The organism is Streptomyces spectabilis (assembly GCF_008704795.1).
GTDB classification, from domain to species: domain Bacteria; phylum Actinomycetota; class Actinomycetes; order Streptomycetales; family Streptomycetaceae; genus Streptomyces; species Streptomyces spectabilis.
This window is the reverse complement of the sequence record NZ_CP023690.1, coordinates 9,059,005-9,076,068: the sequence shown is the minus strand read 5'-3', so window position 1 is coordinate 9,076,068 and position 17,064 is coordinate 9,059,005. Positions and strand designations below refer to the sequence as shown.

Annotated in this window: 14 protein-coding genes, 1 pseudogene and 1 riboswitch; of the genes and pseudogenes, 6 read left to right on the top strand and 9 right to left on the bottom strand. The window is 74.0% G+C overall.

Annotated elements, in window-relative coordinates; genetic code table 11:
- Positions 1-56 precede the first annotated feature (56 nt).
- The gene (locus tag CP982_RS38565; protein WP_229879971.1) at positions 57-698 is read left to right on the top strand and encodes a TetR/AcrR family transcriptional regulator C-terminal domain-containing protein; all 642 of its coding nucleotides are present in this window, start codon (positions 57-59) and stop codon (positions 696-698) included.
- Between the two features lie 21 nt (positions 699-719).
- Here CP982_RS38565 and CP982_RS38560 read toward each other — a convergent pair whose 3' ends face one another.
- From CP982_RS38560 to CP982_RS38535, 6 genes are all read right to left on the bottom strand, one after another.
- Positions 720-1,196 (bottom strand): VOC family protein, encoded by a 477-nt coding sequence (locus CP982_RS38560; protein ID WP_150514739.1) that lies wholly within the window; start codon positions 1,194-1,196, stop codon positions 720-722.
- A gap of 123 nt (positions 1,197-1,319) precedes the next feature.
- On the bottom strand, positions 1,320-1,781 hold the full coding sequence (locus CP982_RS38555) for an NUDIX hydrolase (RefSeq protein WP_150514738.1): 462 nt from the start codon (positions 1,779-1,781) through the stop codon (positions 1,320-1,322).
- A 110-nt stretch (positions 1,782-1,891) separates the two neighbouring features.
- The gene (locus CP982_RS38550; RefSeq protein WP_150514737.1) at positions 1,892-2,515 is read right to left on the bottom strand and encodes a maleylpyruvate isomerase family mycothiol-dependent enzyme; all 624 of its coding nucleotides are present in this window, start codon (positions 2,513-2,515) and stop codon (positions 1,892-1,894) included.
- A 59-nt stretch (positions 2,516-2,574) separates the two neighbouring features.
- Positions 2,575-3,546: a universal stress protein gene (locus CP982_RS38545; RefSeq protein ID WP_150514736.1), complete on the bottom strand. Its 972-nt coding sequence runs from the start codon at positions 3,544-3,546 to the stop codon at positions 2,575-2,577.
- A gap of 103 nt (positions 3,547-3,649) precedes the next feature.
- Complete coding sequence (locus CP982_RS38540; protein ID WP_242785939.1) at positions 3,650-6,028, bottom strand: phosphoketolase family protein; 2,379 nt, start codon at positions 6,026-6,028, stop codon at positions 3,650-3,652.
- 251 nt (positions 6,029-6,279) lie between these two features.
- Positions 6,280-7,149, bottom strand: a complete 870-nt coding sequence (locus CP982_RS38535; RefSeq protein ID WP_150514735.1) for a universal stress protein — start codon at positions 7,147-7,149, stop codon at positions 6,280-6,282.
- A 387-nt stretch (positions 7,150-7,536) separates the two neighbouring features.
- On the opposite strand from CP982_RS38535, the gene CP982_RS38530 reads away from it, so the two are divergent.
- Positions 7,537-8,115: an Rv1733c family protein gene (locus CP982_RS38530; RefSeq protein ID WP_150514734.1), complete on the top strand. Its 579-nt coding sequence runs from the start codon at positions 7,537-7,539 to the stop codon at positions 8,113-8,115.
- Positions 8,116-8,170: 55 nt separating this feature from the next.
- Here CP982_RS38530 and CP982_RS38525 read toward each other — a convergent pair whose 3' ends face one another.
- Entirely contained in the window at positions 8,171-9,094 is a 924-nt protein-coding gene (locus CP982_RS38525; protein ID WP_150514733.1) for an NAD-dependent epimerase/dehydratase family protein, read from the bottom strand.
- A gap of 439 nt (positions 9,095-9,533) precedes the next feature.
- Positions 9,534-10,250: pseudogene (locus tag CP982_RS38520) on the bottom strand (GbsR/MarR family transcriptional regulator); the annotation flags it as partial.
- Between the two features lie 253 nt (positions 10,251-10,503).
- Between CP982_RS38520 and CP982_RS38515 the strand changes: the two are divergent.
- From CP982_RS38515 to metE, 4 genes are all read left to right on the top strand, one after another.
- The gene (locus CP982_RS38515) at positions 10,504-11,403 is read left to right on the top strand and encodes an ABC transporter ATP-binding protein (RefSeq protein WP_150514731.1); all 900 of its coding nucleotides are present in this window, start codon (positions 10,504-10,506) and stop codon (positions 11,401-11,403) included.
- A complete protein-coding gene (locus tag CP982_RS38510) occupies positions 11,400-12,281 on the top strand; it encodes an ABC transporter permease (RefSeq protein WP_150514730.1) in 882 nt (293 codons plus the stop codon). Before CP982_RS38515 ends, CP982_RS38510 begins: the two co-directional genes overlap by 4 nt.
- 122 nt (positions 12,282-12,403) lie before the next feature.
- Positions 12,404-12,616 carry a hypothetical protein gene (locus CP982_RS38505; protein ID WP_150514729.1) on the top strand — a complete coding sequence of 71 codons (213 nt, stop codon included), beginning with the start codon at positions 12,404-12,406 and terminating at the stop codon, positions 12,614-12,616.
- 124 nt (positions 12,617-12,740) lie between these two features.
- Positions 12,741-12,930: riboswitch (cobalamin riboswitch) on the top strand.
- A 179-nt stretch (positions 12,931-13,109) separates the two neighbouring features.
- Entirely contained in the window at positions 13,110-15,428 is a 2,319-nt protein-coding gene (gene metE, locus CP982_RS38500) for a 5-methyltetrahydropteroyltriglutamate--homocysteine S-methyltransferase (RefSeq protein ID WP_150514728.1), read from the top strand.
- Positions 15,429-15,491: 63 nt separating this feature from the next.
- Here metE and CP982_RS38495 read toward each other — a convergent pair whose 3' ends face one another.
- On the bottom strand, positions 15,492-16,862 hold the full coding sequence (locus CP982_RS38495; RefSeq protein WP_150514727.1) for a hypothetical protein: 1,371 nt from the start codon (positions 16,860-16,862) through the stop codon (positions 15,492-15,494).
- Between the last annotated feature and the right edge of the window lie 202 nt (positions 16,863-17,064).

The window sequence follows — 17,064 nt, the reverse complement described above, 5'->3', positions numbered from 1 at the left end:
GCAGGTCCCATATTTGGTCAGTGACCAATTTCGGATGACCTCAGTAGACTAGGTCAGTGACCAAAAGGCAAGAGCCGCCCGTGCGGGCGGAGAGCAGCTACCGCGCGGGCCTGAGCCCCCGGGCCGTCGCCCGCGCCGCCCTCGGCATGCTGGCCGAGAAGGGCGCCGACGGCGTCTCCGTGCGCGGCACGGCGGAGCGTCTCGGGGTGCGGATGAACACCGTGCTGTGGCACGCCAAGACCAAGACCCGGCTCCTGGAGCTGATGGCAGACGCGATCGTCGACGAGGTCTCGCTGGAAGGACTGCCCGCCGAGTGGCGGGAGCGCGTGCGCGAGCTGATGCTCCGCTTCCGGCGCGTGCTGCTCGCCCACCGGGACGGCGCCCGGATCGTCACGGGCACGTACGCGGCCGAGCCCGCCACGCTGCGCTTCGCCGAGACGCTCACCACGGCGCTGCTCGACGGCGGCCTGCCCGGGCGCGAGGCCGCGTGGACGGCGTGGAACCTCCAGTACTTCGTCCTGGGCCTGACGCAGGAGGAGCAGTCCGTGCCGGACGAGGGGGACCCGCGCCTCGCCGAGGCCCTCGCGGCGGGTGACTACCCGTCACTCAGCCGTCTGTCGGCGCACTTGCGCGACACGTCCTTCGACGGCCGGTTCGACCACGGGCTCGAACTGCTCCTGGGGCCCGGGCGCCGCTGAGCGCGCGGGCCCGCGCCGTCCTCAGGCCTTGTCGGCGGCGGCCAGCAGGGCCGCCACGTCGATCTTCCGCATCTCCATCAGGGCCGCGAACGCCCGCTGGGTGCGGCCGGTGTCCGGATCCGTCATCAGCTCGCCGATGACGGCCGGGACGACCTGCCAGGACAGGCCGTACTTGTCCTTCAGCCAGCCGCACTGGCTCTCCTCGCCGCCGTCCGCGGTGAGCCGGGACCAGTAGTGGTCGACCTCCTCCTGATCCGCGCAGTCGATCACGAACGAGACGGCTTCGTCGAAGGTGAACTCGGGGCCGCCGTTGAGAGCCGTGTACGCCTGGCCGTCCAGCTCGAAGTCGACGGTCAGCACGGTGCCCGCCGGGCGGGGCCCGCCCTCTCCGTAGTACGACACGTGGTTGACCTTCGAGTCCGGGAAGACCGAGACGTAGAACTCCGCGGCCTCCAGGGCCTTCGTGTCGAACCACAGGTTGGGGGTGATCTTGGGCATGGCACTCTCCTGTCGCCTGGTCATCGGCGGCGGCCCGCGGGCCGCCGCTCTCTCCCACTGATGACCCTCGCCCGGGCCGGAACTCATCGCCACCGGGCGGAGGAGCGCCTGAAAGGCCGCCCCTCAACCCGTCAGGAGAGCGGTGAGGCGCTCCAGGAAGGCGCGCTGGCCCGCGACGAGCCTGTCGTGGGCCCGGTCGAGGGGAAACCAGCCGACGCGGTCGAGTTCCGGGAACTCCTGGACGCGGCCCGAGCGCGGCGGCCACTCCATCTCGAAGGTGCCCGGCACGACGGTCGCCGGATCCAGATCGGCCTCGACGGCCCAGACGGTCACCGTCTTGCCGCCCGCCTGGCGCACGTCGCCCAGCGGCAGGAAGGGGCCGGTGGGGGCCGGTCGCCCGAGTTCCTCCTCGAACTCGCGCACCGCGGCGGCCAGCGGCTCCTCGTCGTCGCCGTACTCCCCCTTCGGGATGGACCAGGCGGCGGCGTCGCGGCGCGCCCAGAACGGGCCGCCCATGTGGCCGATGAGGACCTCCGGGCCCGGCGTGCGGAAGAGGAGCAGTCCGGCGCTGCGGCGGGCGGTCATGACAGGGGTCGGTGTGGGGGCTGCATGCGCAGGGACCTTACGCCGTGGGCGGCGCGGGGAGGCGGGACGCGCCGCCGTCCGTGGACGGCGCGGCCACGGCGGCGAAGCGCTCAGGCCGCCGTCAGCGCGGGGACTCCCGGCCCTTCGAGCTCGGTGAGTGCCGCGCGCCGCCCGGAGACGGCCAGGAGCAGGGAGAGCGCGGGGCCCTCGACCTCCGGGCCCGTGCCGATCGCCAGGTCGGTGTCCGTCGCCGTGAAGCGGACGCGGGCCGTCAGCTCCTTGGCGCCGCCGAAGGAGGCGGGCGTCCGCGTCTGGAGGCGGAGCGCTCTGACGACGGCTTCCGGCGGGTAGGCGCGGGTGAGGCCCACCGCCCTGCGGATGTCCTCGCCGTGCACGACCTCCTCGACGAGCCTGCTGTCGAGGGGCGCCGGAGGGGTCGACGTCCGGGTCGCCACCCGGCGCAGGCGCTCCAGCGTCTCCCCCGGGGTGGCACCGCGCTCGCGCTCCACCCCGCGCGCGTTCTGACGGTCGAAGTCGAACCGCGCCCGCACGAGCCCGGCCACGAAGCCGAGGCGCGTCGTGCGGGCCGTGTCGACCAGGTGGGCCGCCACGTCGTGCACGCTCCAGCCCGCGCACAGGGACGGCGTGCTCCACCGCTCGTCGTCGAGGTGTGCGAGGTCGTCGACGAGTGCCGCGCGCTCCGCGTGCACCAGCGACCAGACGTCGTCCTTCATGGCAGTTCCTCCGCTCGATCACCGGATCTGCCAGGTGGGACCGGTGGGGCGGCGGGAACTCATCGCCCAGTGCGTAGCCCGTAGGGCACCACCGCGACAGGGCAGGACACGCGGCGCACCGCGGAGTGCGCGGTGGCGCCCAGGCGCGGGCCTGTGGTGACGTGGCGGCCGACGACCAGCAGCGAGGCCCCGAGCGAGGCCTTCAGGAGATGGTGCCCCGGACGCCCGAACACCGCCTCCTCCACCACCTTCACCTGCGGGTACGCATGCCGCCACGGACGCAGGACGGTGGTGAGCCGCTCCCGTGCGGCCGCCTCGGCGCGAAGGAGGCCGGGCAGGTCCGTCGGCTCGGCCGCGGTGGCGGGCCGCCCCACCGTCCAGGCGTGGACCGCGTGCAGCGGCGCGCCCCGGGCCGCCGCCGCGGCGAAGGCGTACGCGAACGCGGAGCTGCCGGGGTCCTCGACGTCGACGCCGAGGACGACGGGGCGGTACGGCGTGCCGCGCGAGGGAGCTCCGGCGGCGTCGGGCACGTGCGCGTCCTCGGGCCGCTCCCCCGCGCGGACGAGGACCACGGGGCGTTCGGCGCGGGCGGCGACGTCCGCGGCCACCGAGCCGACCTGGAACCCCGCGAACCCGGACGGGCCCGAGAGCCCCCGGGAGCCGAGCACCAGGGACTCGGCCTCCGTCGACGCGGCGAGGAGCGCGGGCACCGCGGGTCCGCAGGGCTGCTGGGCGTGGATCTCCAGGGCCGGATGGACGTACGCCAGTGTGATGGCGGCCCGGTCCAGGACGCTGCGGGCCCGGCCGACCAGGTGCAGGACGCGGCGCCCGCCGACCGGGTGCGCGGGCGGGATCCCGGCGTGCACCAGGCGCAGCGGGACGCGGTGGCGCAGGGCTTCGCGGGCTGCCCAGTCCGCGGCGTCCATGCTGGCGTAGGAGCCGTCGATGCCCACGGTCACGACGCGGGGGACGGCGGGCCCGGCGGCGCCGAAGCGGGTGCCGGAGGCGGACGGGGTGCGGTTGTGTTTCATGTCGTGCCCCAGCGGGGTGGAGGGGTGAACAGTCGGTGCGGGTCGGCAGGGACGGCTCCGGGCGGGCCCGATCAGGCAGGCCGATCGGGCCCGGGAGGGCCGGTCAGTAGGGCCACGACCAGTCCGCGACCTCCGGCAGGTCGGTGCCGTGCTCGCGGATCCAGGCGTGGTGGCGCGTCCGGGCGTCGGCCATGAGCTGGCGCAGTCCCGCGGCGCGCACGGACAGGTCGGCGACGCGGTCGATCACGTCCATGACCAGGCGGTACCGGTCGAGGTCGTTGCGGACGACCATGTCGAAGGGCGTGGTCGTCGAACCGCTCTCCTTGTAGCCGCGCACGTGCAGATGGCCGTGGCCCGCGCGGCGGTAGGCCAGGCGGTGGATGAGCCACGGGTAGCCGTGGTAGGCGAAGATGACCGGCTTGTCGCGGGTGAAGAGCGCGTCGTACTCGAAGTCGGCCATGCCGTGCGGGTGTTCCTCGCGCGGCATGAGGCGCGCGATGTCGACGACGTTCACGACGCGCACCGCGAGTTCCGGCAGGTGCTCGCGGAGCAGGGCCGTGGCGGCGAGGACCTCCTGGGTGGGCACGTCGCCCGCGCAGGCGAGGACGACGTCCGGGTCGCGCAGTCCGTCGTCGGTGCCCGCCCACTCCCACACGCCCGCTCCGCGCGCGCAGTGGGCGCGGGCGGCGTCCAGCGGCAGCCAGTCGAAGCAGGGCTGTTTGCCCGCGACGATGACGTTGACGTAGTCCCGGCTGAGCAGGGCGTGTTCGGCGACGGAGAGCAGGGTGTTGGCGTCCGGCGGCAGGTAGACGCGGACGACCTCGGGGCTCTTGTTGAGGACGTGGTCGACGAAGCCGGGGTCCTGGTGCGAGAAGCCGTTGTGGTCCTGGCGCCAGACGTGCGAGGTGAGCAGGTAGTTGAGGGACGGGATGGGCGCGCGCCATGTCAGCTCGCGCGATGTCTTGAGCCACTTGATGTGCTGGTTGACCATGGAGTCGACGATGTGCACGAACGCTTCGTAGCAGGAGAAGAGGCCGTGGCGGCCGGTGAGGAGGTAGCCCTCCAGCCAGCCCTGGCAGAGGTGCTCGGAGAGGACCTCCATGACCCGGCCGTCGGGGGCGAGGTGTTCGTCGGTGGGCAGCGTCCGCTCCTGCCAGGCCTTGCCGGTGACGGAGAACAGCGCGCCCAGGCGGTTGGACTCGGTCTCGTCGGGGCCGACGACGCGGAAGTCACGGCGTTCGGCGGTGTCGGCCATGACCTTGGCGAGCAGCCCGCCGAGCACCCGGGTCGGCTCGTGCAGGGCGGTGCCGGGCTTGTCGACCGGGACGGCGAAGTCCTCCAGGGGGCGCACGGGAAGGCTGCGTGTGAGCCGGCCGCCGTTGGCGTGCGGGCTCGCGCCGAGGCGCCGGTCGCCCTCGGGAACACAGGCCAGGACCTCTGCGGTGGGGCGCCCTTCGGCGTCGAAGAGCTCGTCGGGCCGGTAGGAGCGCAGCCAGTCCTCCAGCTGCCGCAGGTGCTCGGGGTTGTCGCGGACTCCGGCGAGCGGCACCTGGTGGGAGCGCCAGGTGCCCTCGACGGGCTTGCCGTCCACGCTCGCCGGGCCGGTCCAGCCCTTCGGGGTGCGCAGCACGATCATCGGCCACGGCAGGCGGCGGTCCCCGGAGCCGGGGGCGCGGGTGTTCTGCGTACCGGAGGCGCGGGCCTCCTGCTGGACGGCGGTGATGCGGTCGACGGCCCGGTCGAGGGCCTCGGCGAGGTCGCGGTGCACGGCGCGTGGGTCGTGGCCGCTCACGTGCAGGGGCTCGTAGCCGTATCCGCGCAGCAGCGCGTCGAGTTCGTCCTCGGGGAGGCGGGCCAGGACGGTCGGGTTGGCGATCTTGTAGCCGTTGAGGTGGAGGACGGGCAGGACCGCGCCGTCGTGCACCGGGTCGAGGAACTTGTTCGAGTGCCAGGAAGCGGCGAGCGGTCCCGTCTCCGCCTCGCCGTCGCCGATGACGCAGGCGACGAGCAGGCGCGGATTGTCGAAGGCGGCGCCGTAGGCGTGGGCGAGCGAGTAGCCGAGCTCGCCGCCCTCGTGGATGGAGCCGGGCGTCTCGGGCGCGACGTGGCTGGGCACCCCGCCGGGGAACGAGAACTGCCGGAAGAGCCGCGCCATGCCCGTCGCGTCGCGCGTGACGTCCGGGTACGTCTCGCTGTAACTGCCGTCCAGCCAGGAGTTGGCCAGAACGGCGGGGCCGCCGTGCCCCGGCCCCCAGACGCACAGCGCGTCCAGGTCGCGCTCCCGCACGATCCGGTTGAGGTGGGTGTGGACGAGGTTGAGTCCGGGTGAGGTGCCCCAGTGGCCGAGGAGGCGGGGCTTGATGTGCTCGGGTTTGAGCGGCTCGGTCAGGAGCGGGTTGGCGAGGAGGTAGATCTGGCCGGCCGCGAGGTAGTTGGCGGCGCGCCAGTGCGCGTCCAGGACGGAGAGCTGGTCCAGGGCCATGGGAAGCCTCGATTCCGTCGGGGGTTTCCGAGGGGGGCGGGGTGGCCGGGTTCCACGGCGGGTGCGGTTCAGGCCGGGTGAGTCACCCACGCCGGACGGCCTGCCCCGCGCCGGGGGCGTTCCCCACTTGGGGGCGGCCCGGTCGGGGGGTGCTGGGGAGGAGGTCGGGGGCGGGCGGGGGCCCGGCGGGGTGCGGTCCTCCCCCCTCCCGAGAGGGCCGCACCGCAGTCACTCGGGTGTGCGACGCTCGGTCATGCGTGCGGCACCACGGCCACCGGACAGGCCGCGTGGTGCAGCACCGCGTGGTTCACCGAGCCGAGCTGCATGCCCACCTGGCCGGCGCGGCGGCGGGCGCCGACGACGAGCAGATCGGCGGTGGCCGCGGCGTCGAGCAGGGCGGCCCGCGGGCTGCCCTCGACGACCCTGCGGTGCACGGGGACGGCGCTGTGGGTGCGGGCCAGGCCGCCCAGTGCCTCCTCGGCCGCGCGCTCGGCGCGCTCCTGATGGGTGTCCGCAGCGTCGGCCGCGCGCGGCCGCTCCGGTGCCTCGTGCGCGGGGCAGCGCCAGGCGTGCACGACGTCGAGGGTGGCGCCGCGCCGCTGCGCGCAGCGGACGGCGAAGTCGAGCGCGGGCCGCGCGTCCGCCGCCTCGTCGATGCCGACGACGACCCGCCGGTGGCTCCCGCCGAGGTTCGCCGCCTCGCCGCGCACCACGACGACCGGGCACTGCGCGTGCGCCGCCACGGACAGGCTGACCGAGCCGAGCAGCAGGCCCGCGAGTTTCCCCCGGCCCCTGCTGCCGACGAGGACCCCGCTCGCCTGGCGGCTCTCGCGTATCAGCGCGGCCGCCGGGTCCTCGTCGAGCGTCTGGCTGGTGACCTTGACCGAGGAGCTGCGGCAGTGGGCGCGCTCGGTCGCGTCCGCGACGACGCGGTCCGCCTGCGCCCGCACCAAGGCGCGGTTGATGCCGAAGGAGGGCTCGCGTCCCTCGTACCACTCCCAGCTCGACGCGTGCACGATCCGCAGCGGCACCGCCTGGCGGTCGGCCTCGTCGACCGCCCAGTCCAGCGCCCGCAGGCTCGGCTCGGAGCCGTCCACGCCCACGATCAACGGATGCTCCACGGGCCATCGCCCCTCTCGTCCAGTCGCGAACTCTTCGGATACTTCGGACTCTTCGGAGAAGGCCGCGGCGCAGTCCCCCGGGGCTTCCTCGGGGTCACGTCCGGGAGGCGTCAGGGCCTTCCCGGATGACGCTGACACCGCGACGACGCGCGCGCGAGTGGCGAACAGGCCTGTACGTGGAGGCCGTTCGGCCCTGTGGCCGAGACCCGCCCGTCCACGGGGCCGCGCGGCACAGGGCCGCGCGGTCCGGGTGACACGTGGCGGCGGGGCCCGGTGTCCCGTTGCCCTCCCGGACCCCGCGGAGGGGCGTCCGACCTGCTGCTCGCAGCGGCCGGGGCCGCTACGCTCGAAGACGCGGACCCCTTGCGTGGTGCGGAGGTTGACGCGATGCGCTCTCGGGTTCTGTGGTGGCGCTGGCGACGCGGTCCGCTGCGCCGCCGCTCGGACGTGGTCGAGGCGTGGACGGTGCTCGTGGTGGGCGTCGTCCTGTTCCTGGGCGTTCCGGCGGCCGGGGCCGCCGCCGGGTTCGCCGTGCACGCGGACGCCGAGCGGGCGGCGCGGGCCGCGGCGGCCACCCGGCACCGCGTGACCGCGACGCTCACCGCGGACGCGCCCCCGCCGGTCCCCGCGGTCGGCGCGGTGCCCTTGTACGACGTCCCGGCGCGGTGGACGGAACCGGACGGCGCCGAGCGCACCGGCAACGCGCGCGTCATCGCGGGCAGTCGGCGCGGTGAGCACGCGGCCGTGTGGCTGGACGAGCGCGGCCGGGTGGCCGGGGCGCCGCCGGGCGCCGAGGACGTGGCCCTGCGGACGGCGAGCGCGGCCCTCGCCGCGGCCGCGGCCACCGCCCTGGCCGCGCTCCTGGCGCGGCACGCGGTGGGCCGCGTCCTCGATCGGCAGCGCCTGGCCGCCTGGGAGCGGGAGTGGCGGCGCACGGGTCCCGAGTGGAGCGGCTGGACGGCCTGACACGGGCTCGGCGTGCGGACGTGCCCGCCCCGAGCCCGGTCCAGGCCCCGGTCCGTCAGCCGCTCTCGGCCGACGTCAGCCGCTTGCGGATCCACTCGACGGCCGAGTCGTACCGCGGCGACCAGCCCAGTTCGGCGCGGGCCCGTCCGCCGCGCACCCGGCTGTTGGACCCGAGGGCGTACACGGCCGGTTCGTAGCCCCACTCCTCGATGGCCGCCTCGATGTCCCACGGCTGCGCGGTGCCGCACTCCAGGGTGTCGGCGATGGCCTGGGTCATCTCGCCGAACGAGGCCTCGCCGTTCTCCACGAAGTAGAAGGCTCCGGCGGGCGCCGACGCCAGGGCGAGCTCGTACAGGTCGGCCACGTCGTCGATGTGGACGTTCGACCAGATGTTGCGCCCCGGGCCGATGTGCCGGGCCACGCCGCTAACCTCGGCCTGGCGGGTGAGCCGGGGCAGCTGCACGCTGTCGCGCGACAGGCCGTACCCGTGGCCGTAGATCAGGGTGTTGCACAGCACCACGGACCGGATGCCGCGCTCGGCCGCGGCGAGGACGAACCGGTCGAGGTCGACGCGCGGCGCCTTGTCCGGCTCGGCCCGCCACGCGGTGCCGGGCGCGATGTCGGCCTCGGTGAAGACGCGCTCCGACACCTCGCCGCGCGCGTCGTCGGCCACGATGCTGGAGCCGCTGGTGTGCAGCAGGGGCTTGTCCGTGCCCGCAAGGGCGGCCACGAGGGCTTCGACGGCGGGCCGGTGGTCGCTGTCCGCCGCGTTGATCACGGCGTCCGCGTCGCGCGCGGCGGCGCCGAGGACCGCCGCGTCGTCGAGGTCGCCCAGGACCGGGGTGATGCCGCGCTCCCGCAGGGCCCGCGCCTTGCCCTCCGTACGGGCCAGGCCACTCACGTCGTGGCCCGCCCCGCTCAGCCGGGTGGCGAGGGACCCGCCGATGAAGCCGGTGGCTCCGGTGACGAAGATGCGCATGCTCGACCTCCAAGATTACTTGCAGACGCCGTATATAATTGTGTGCAATACCAGGCGCACACAACTGCTGACGTCGTTCCGACCGCGCGCGCACCGGGTACGCGAAGCTCAACGCGGGTCGCCCACGCCCGAGGTCGAGCGGACGGTGAACGGCGGCCTGTTCGTGCAAGTCGGCTCCACGCGGCCGAGGCGCCCCCATGTCGCACCCCGCGAGGCGGTTCGCTCATGTACGGGCGAGCGCCGCGCGCTGTTCCGGGGTGAGCCGTTCGGTCCGGGCGATGACGGTGTACATGCCGTCCGGGCCGTGGTGCAGGGCCAGCGGGTCGGCGACGTCCGGGTGTCGCCCGGCGTCGTGCAGGGCGGTCGCGACGCGCTCCCGCGGCCAGCCGAGCGCCGTCGCCAACCGCCCGCTGTCGAGCGGTACTCCGGCGTGGACGAGGGCGGCGAGCACGGTGAGGGCGTCGGCGAACGCGGCCGCCGTGGAGCCTCCGGCCATGTCGTCGCTGAGGCTGGTGAAGAAGCGCCACATGTGGTCGAGGCGGGCGCCCGCGGGGGTCGCGGCGCCGAGGACCTCGACGCCCGCCTCCGCGGTGTCGGCCATCATCGCGTGGGCGCGGGCACTCGCCAGCCAGGTCCGCAGCCACATGTCGTCGTCGATGACGTACCGCTCGCGCCGCCCGGCGGGCACGCGCTCGCGCCGTACCAGCTCCAGGCGTTCGAGATAGCCGACGGCCTTGGAGATCGAGGCGGGGCTGACCCGCAACAGCGCCACCAGATCGGCGGCGGTCAGGGTGCCCGAGTCGGTGGTGACGAGGCTGGCGAGCACCCGGGCGGGCATGCGCGGCACGCCGGTGTGCGTCATCAGCTCCGCGAACTGGGCCACGAAGTCGCGCACCACCCCGGCGTCGCGCCCGTGCCCGACGTCGGGCGGGGCGGCGGCCGGGGCCGTCGTCGTGGTCCTGCGGGCGCGGCGCGCGGTGGCGTGCTGGGCGTGTTCGGCGCGGTAGCGGCCGGGCCCGCCGTTGCGGGCCACTTCCCTGCTGATGGTCGACGTCGGTCTGCCGAGCCGCCGGGCGATCTCGGCATAGCCGAGCCCGTCGGCGAGTCCGTGCGCCACCTGTCGCCGGTCCTCGTGGGTCAGCCTGCCTCCTGGCACCGCGCCCCCGCCTTCCACTTGCGATCGCTCACCACCGGCCCGCGTTCTGCGCCACCGGCCCGGCCAGTATGCGTTGACCTTCAGCTCATTGCAACGGTTGATCACGAAGATTGCATTCACACCCATGTCGGTTGCAATGAATTCCCTTAAGGCCGCCTCCACTTGCCCATACACCCGCTGTTTTCGTTGATGACTTCGTAAACGCAACGTAGCTTTCGAGGTCTCCGAACTTCCTCAAGGCCACGGTGGACTGATGACGAATTCCAGCGAAGCCGACATCGTGCTCGATGTCGACGGGCTCCGCATGCGCTACGGCACGACCGATGTGCTGCGCGAGGTGACCTTCCGCGCCCGGCACGGCGAAGTGCTCGCCCTGCTCGGGCCGAACGGCGCGGGCAAGACGACCACGATCGAGATCCTGGAAGGCTTCCGGGCCCGCTCGGCGGGCCGGGTCCAGGTGCTCGGGCTGGATCCCGCGCACGGCGACGACCGGTGGCGGGCCCGCCTCGGCATCGTCCTGCAGTCGTGGCGCGACCACGGCAAGTGGCGCGTGCGCGAGCTGCTCACGCACCTCGGCGCACACTACGCCCCGTACGCCACGGCGGACATCCCCCGCCCCTGGAACACCGCGGAACTCCTCGCGGCCGTCGGCCTGACCGAGCAGGCGGAGCACAAGGCGAAGACGCTGTCCGGCGGCCAGCGGCGCCGCCTCGACGTGGCCATCGGCCTGGTCGGCCGCCCCGAACTGCTCTTCCTCGACGAGCCCACGGCCGGGCTCGACCCCCAGGCACGCCACGCGTTCCACGGCCTGGTCCGGCGCCTCGCCGCCGAGCGGCGCACCACCGTCCTGCTCACCACGCACGACCTCGCCGAGGCGGACAAGCTCGCCGACCGCATCCTGATCCTGGCGGGCGGCCGGATCGTCGCGGACGGCACCGCCGACGAGCTCGCGCGCCGCATCGTGGGCGAGGACGAGGTCCGCTGGACCCGCGCCGGGCGGCGGTTCACGCGGACCACCGCCGAATCGACGGCGTTCGTACGGACGTTGTTCCACGAACACGGCGAGGCGATCGGCGAACTGGAAGTGCGCCGGGCGTCCTTGGAGGACACGTACATAGCGCTGGTGCGGCGGCAGGAGGCCACGGTCCGATGAGCGCTCCTCCCTCCCGCGCGGCACGCCCGGCACGTGCGACCGGCACGGCACTGCGGGCCGGATGCGGCCGCGGCGCCATCGAGCTGCGGCAGTCCTTCACCAACGGCGGCGACCTGGTGTCCCATCTGCTGTGGCCGGTCCTGATGCTGATCACCCTGTTCTTCCTGCGGGAGCGGGAGTTCGGGTCGAGCGGCCTCGCCCTCGGCACCCTGGCGCTGCCCGGCATCCTCGGCATGAACGCGGCCATGGGCATGGTCAGCATGAGCCAGATCCTCACCGCCGAGCGCGAGGACGGCACGCTGCTGCGCGCCAGGGCCACGCCGAACGGCATGCGGAGCTATCTGACCGGCAAGGTCATCGCGGTGGCGGGCGGCCTGGTCGCCGATCTCGCGATCCTGCTGGTGCCCGCCATGTTCCTGATCGACGGGCTCGCCGCGGCCCGTCCGGGCGCCTGGCTGACGCTCGCCTGGGTGCTCGTACTCGGCCTGGTGGCGACCCTGCCGATCGGCGCGGTCCTCGGCTCGCTGTTCCCGAGCGCCCGCAGCCAGGGCCTGATCCAACTGCCGGTCATGGGCATGATCGCGATCTCCGGCATCTTCTACCCCGTCACCGCCCTGCCCGGCTGGCTCCAGGCCGTCGCCCAGGTCACGCCCGTCTACTGGCTCGGCCTCGGCATGCGCTCGGCGCTGCTGCCCGGCACGGCCGCCGAGGTGGAGATCGGCGACTCCTGGCGGCACTGGGAGACCGCCGGGGTCCTCGGGGCGTGGGCGGTGCTCGGACTGCTCGTGGCCCCGGTCGTGCTGCGGCGCATGGCGCGCCGCGAGTCCGGGTCGAGCGTGGCGGAGCGCCGCGAGAGGGCCCTGCGTCGCATCGGCTAGCCGGGCCGCCGCTCCACCCCTCGTACGAGGGACAGGACGCATCCACGCGCCTCGACTTGGGCAGCCATGTCGGCGCTCCACCCGCGCCCGGGCGGAGCCCTCCGCCAGCAGAAAGAGACCTCATGCGCCGACGCCTGACCGCAGCCCTCCTCCTCGGCCTGGCCCTGACCGGCATCTCCACCGTCACCGCGGCGGCCGCCGGCCCCGCCCCGACGGCCCGGCACGCCCCGGCGAACCCGTCCCCGCTGCTCCCCGCGCCCGAGTCGCTGATCACCGAGGGCATCTCCATCGAGGGCCCGCTGATCAACAACCTCGGCCTGCCGATTCTCTTCTGAGCGGCTGCTCCGGCCACCGCGTACGGCCCGCCGACGACCGGCGGGCCGTACGCGTGCGAGCAGGGCCTTCCGGATCCTGGACGGCACTGTTCTGCGGGGGCATCACCCCGTAGGGTGTCCGCAGCAGCTGGTTCGCCCCACCCGCCAGGTGGGAGCGTCGTAAGAGGGAACCCGGTGAGAATCCGGGACTGCCCCGCAGCGGTGAGCGGGAACGACCGCCGTCACACGCACTGGGCCCGACCGGGCCTGGGAAGCGACGGCTAGTAGGTGTCCTCCATGAGGACGTGCCCGCGAGTCCGAAGACCTGCCAACTGCCCGTGCGCGGACCACTCCGCGCGCGGAAATCCCGGTGACCTCGAGGGCGGGTCGGCGTACACACCAGACGGACGACCGCGCTGTGCCGCGCGAGGTCGGCTCCGTCCGGTTCGTCATCCCTTCGCGCTCTCGTCCCCTCGCCGGGACGTCATGGATTCATCTCGCGAAGGAGATCCACGTGACCAGCAAGTCCGCAGCCGCGGCAGCACGGGCCACCGTGTACGGCTACCCCCGTCAGGGCGCCAACCGAGAGCTGAAGAAGGCGATCGAGGGCTACTGGAAGGGCCGCGTCACCGCCGACGCCCTCCGTGCCACCGCCACCGAGCTGCGCGCCGCCAACTGGCGGCAGCTCGCCGACGCCGGCGTCCACGAGATCCCGACCGGCGACTTCTCGTACTACGACCACGTTCTCGACACCAGCGTGATGGTCGGCGCGATCCCCGCGCGCCACCGGGCCGCCGTCGCGGCCGACGCCCTCGACGGCTACTTCGCCATGGCGCGCGGCACCCAGGACGTCGCGCCGCTGGAGATGACCAAGTGGTTCGACACCAACTATCACTACCTCGTGCCCGAGTTGGGGCCTGACACCGTCTTCACCGCGAGCTCCGCCAAGCAGGTCGCCGAGCTCAAGGAGGCCCAGGCGCTCGGCCTCACCGCGCGCCCGGTCCTGGTCGGTCCCGTGACCTATCTGCTGCTGGCCAAGCCCGCCCCCGGCGTGCCCGCCGACTTCGAGCCGCTGACCCTCCTGGACCGGCTCCTGCCCGTGTACGCCGAGGTCCTCGCCGATCTGCGCGCCGCCGGTGCCGCGTGGGTACAGCTCGACGAGCCCGCCCTGGTCCAGGACCGCACCCCGGCCGAACTCAACGCCGCCGCCCGCGCCTACCGCGACCTCGGCGCCCTCACCGACCGGCCCAAGCTGCTGGTCGCCTCCTACTTCGACCGGCTCGGCGACGCCCTGCCCGTCCTGGCGAAGGCCCCGGTCGACGGCCTGGCCCTGGACTTCACCGACGCCGCCGCGGCCAACCTCGACGCGCTGGCCGCGGCGGGCGGCCTGCCCGGCAAGCGCCTGGTCGCGGGCGTCGTCAACGGCCGCAACATCTGGATCAACGACTTCGAGAAGTCCCTGACCACCCTGGGCACGCTGCTCGGCCTGGCCGACCGCGTCGACGTGGCCGCCTCCTGCTCCCTCCTGCACGTCCCCATCGACGCCGCGGCCGAGCGGGACATCGACCCGCAGATCCTGCGCTGGCTGGCCTTCGCCCAGCAGAAGACCACCGAGATCGTCACCCTCGCCAAGGGCCTGTCCCAGGGCACCGACACCATCGCCGCCGAACTCGCGGCCAACCGGGCCGATCTGGCCTCCCGCGCCGGATCGGCCATCACCCACGACCCGGCCGTACGGGCCCGCGCCGCCGCGGTCACCGACGCCGACGGCCGCCGCTCGCAGCCGTACGCCGAGCGCGCCGCCGCCCAGCGCTCCCACCTCAAGCTGCCGCTCCTGCCCACGACCACCATCGGCTCGTTCCCGCAGACCGCCGAACTGCGCGCGGCCCGCGCCGACCTGCGCACGGGCCGGATCGACACCGCCGGGTACGAACAGCGCATCGAGAACGAGATCCGTGAGGTCATCTCCTTCCAGGAGAAGACCGGGATCGACGTCCTGGTGCACGGCGAGCCCGAGCGCAACGACATGGTCCAGTACTTCGCCGAGCAGCTCACCGGCTACCTCGCCACCCAGCACGGCTGGGTCCAGTCCTACGGCACCCGCTACGTACGCCCGCCGGTCCTCGCCGGTGACATCTCCCGCCCCGAGCCGATGACCGTGCGCTGGACCGCGTACGCCAACTCCCTCACCGACCGGCCGGTCAAGGGCATGCTCACCGGCCCGGTGACGATGCTCGCGTGGTCGTTCGTCCGCGACGACCAGCCCCTCGGCGACACCGCGCGACAGGTGGCACTCGCCCTGCGGGACGAGGTCAACGACCTGGAAGCGGCAGGCACATCGGTGATCCAGGTCGACGAACCCGCACTGCGCGAGACACTGCCCCTGCGCGCCACCGACCACGCCGCGTACCTTGAGTGGGCGACGGAGTCCTTCCGGCTCACCACCAGCGGCGTACGCCCTGAAACCCAGATCCACACCCACATGTGCTACGCCGAGTTCGGCGACATCGTCCAGGCCATCGACGACCTCGACGCCGACGTCATCAGCCTGGAAGCGGCCCGCTCCCACATGCAGGTCGCCCGCGAGCTCGCCGCACACGGCTACCCGCGCGAGGCGGGGCCCGGCGTGTACGACATCCACTCACCGCGCGTCCCGGGCGCCGAAGAAGCCGCCGCCCTGCTGCGCACCGGCCTTGAGGCCATCCCCGCCGAACGGCTGTGGGTCAACCCCGACTGCGGCCTGAAGACCCGCGGCTGGCCGGAGACCCAGGCGTCCCTGGAGAACCTGGTCGCCGCCGCCCGCACGGTCCGGGGTGAACTGCCCACCTCCTGACCGCAGATACGCCGTGGGCCGGGGCGCCGCGAGCGCCCCGGCCCTGGTCCCTGCCCGGCATCTTCACCAGCCGGTGAGCAGCAGATGGTTGACGGCCAGGGCGAGGGCCGCCTGGGCCGTGAGCCAGAGGCGGCGGCCTCGTTCGGGAAGCAGTGCCGTCGCCGTGAGCAGGAGCACGGCGAACGGCAGCCAGATGCGTTCGGTCTCCGCCTTGCTCATGCCCGAGGCGTCCGCGACCGCCACCGCCAGGAGGGCCGCGAGGGCGAGGCCCGCGACCCGGTCCGCCGCCGTGGACGCCCCGGCGCGCCAGCGGCGCACCGCACCCGGTGAGGAGCCCGCCGCCCGTCGCACCCCGGCCACCGTCGCGAGCCCCGCGATCAGCACCGTGCAGGCCGGATTGACCCAGATCCAGTACCAGTAGGGCCGCACCCCGCCCGCGCCCTGGTAGTAGCGCTCCACCAACAGGTGGTACGCCTCCCACCAGTTGAAGCCGAACGCGGTGAACACCGCGGGGACGACGAGCGCGCCCGCCACGAAGTACGGCAGCGGGCGGACCGTCCTGGCGAGGACGAGGACGCCCGCCGCGATCACCGCGAAGAGCGTGAGACCGTACGACAGATAGCAGAGCAGGCCGTACAGGAGACCCGCCGCGCAGGCGGCGAGGGCCGGGCGGCGGACCGTACGCGTCGCGGCGAGCGCGAGCAGCGCCGTCAGCCAGGCGGCGACGGCCGCGAAGTAGCCGTCGGCCGACGTGCCCATCCACACGGCGGCGGGAGCGAGCACGAGGAACGGCGCCGCCCGGCGCGCGCTCGCCTCGTCCCCGAGGGCCTTCAGCGTGATCAGTACGGCGATGACGGCCGTACTGCCCGCTGTGATGACGAAGGCGCCCGCCCATCCGCCGCCGCCCAGACCGATCCGGTCGAGCAGGACGAAGGTGAGCGGGGCGGCGGGCGGGTGGCCCGCGGTGTGCGCGGGCCAGTGGTACGCGCCCGGCTCCCCGAGCAGGATGTACTGGGTGTAGTCCCGCAGCGTCGCGGGGATGTCCGCGAAGCGGTCGACGACCTGGAGGTACTCGTACTTCGTGGTGAGCCGCACGGCCACGCCCCGGTGCCAGCCGTCCACCAGCGCGAGCGACCAGATCCACGCCGTCGACGCCGCCCACGCCGCGGCGAGCAGCGCCCGCCAGGGCAGCCGTGCCGCGAGCACCGGGCCGTGGGCGACGACCGCGACGGCGACGGCGAGTGCCGCCGGAGTGCCGGGGCCGACGTGCGGGTCCCAGACGGCGTACAGCGGCGGCCAGTTGACGTGCAGGCTGCCGTCGGAGCCCTCGACGGCCCGCCCGACCACGACGGCGGCGGTGACGAGGAGTGCGGCGAGTCCGGCGGCGAGCAGATCGCGGCGCGGGCCTGAGGTGCGTCGTTCGGGGTGGTTCACGCTGGCACGCTAGGCGGCCGGGGGCGCGTGCGGACCGCTGTGCCGCCCTCTGTCACGGAACCGTCAGATCCTCCGCCGCCCCCGGTGCGCCGCGGCCGGGCCCGCCGGAATCCGTCAGCGTTTCGTCATGCGTCGCGGCCGCCGTCGGGCCGCCCGCCGGTCTTACGGTCGACGCGAGGCGACGGACCCGCGTCGCGCCGAC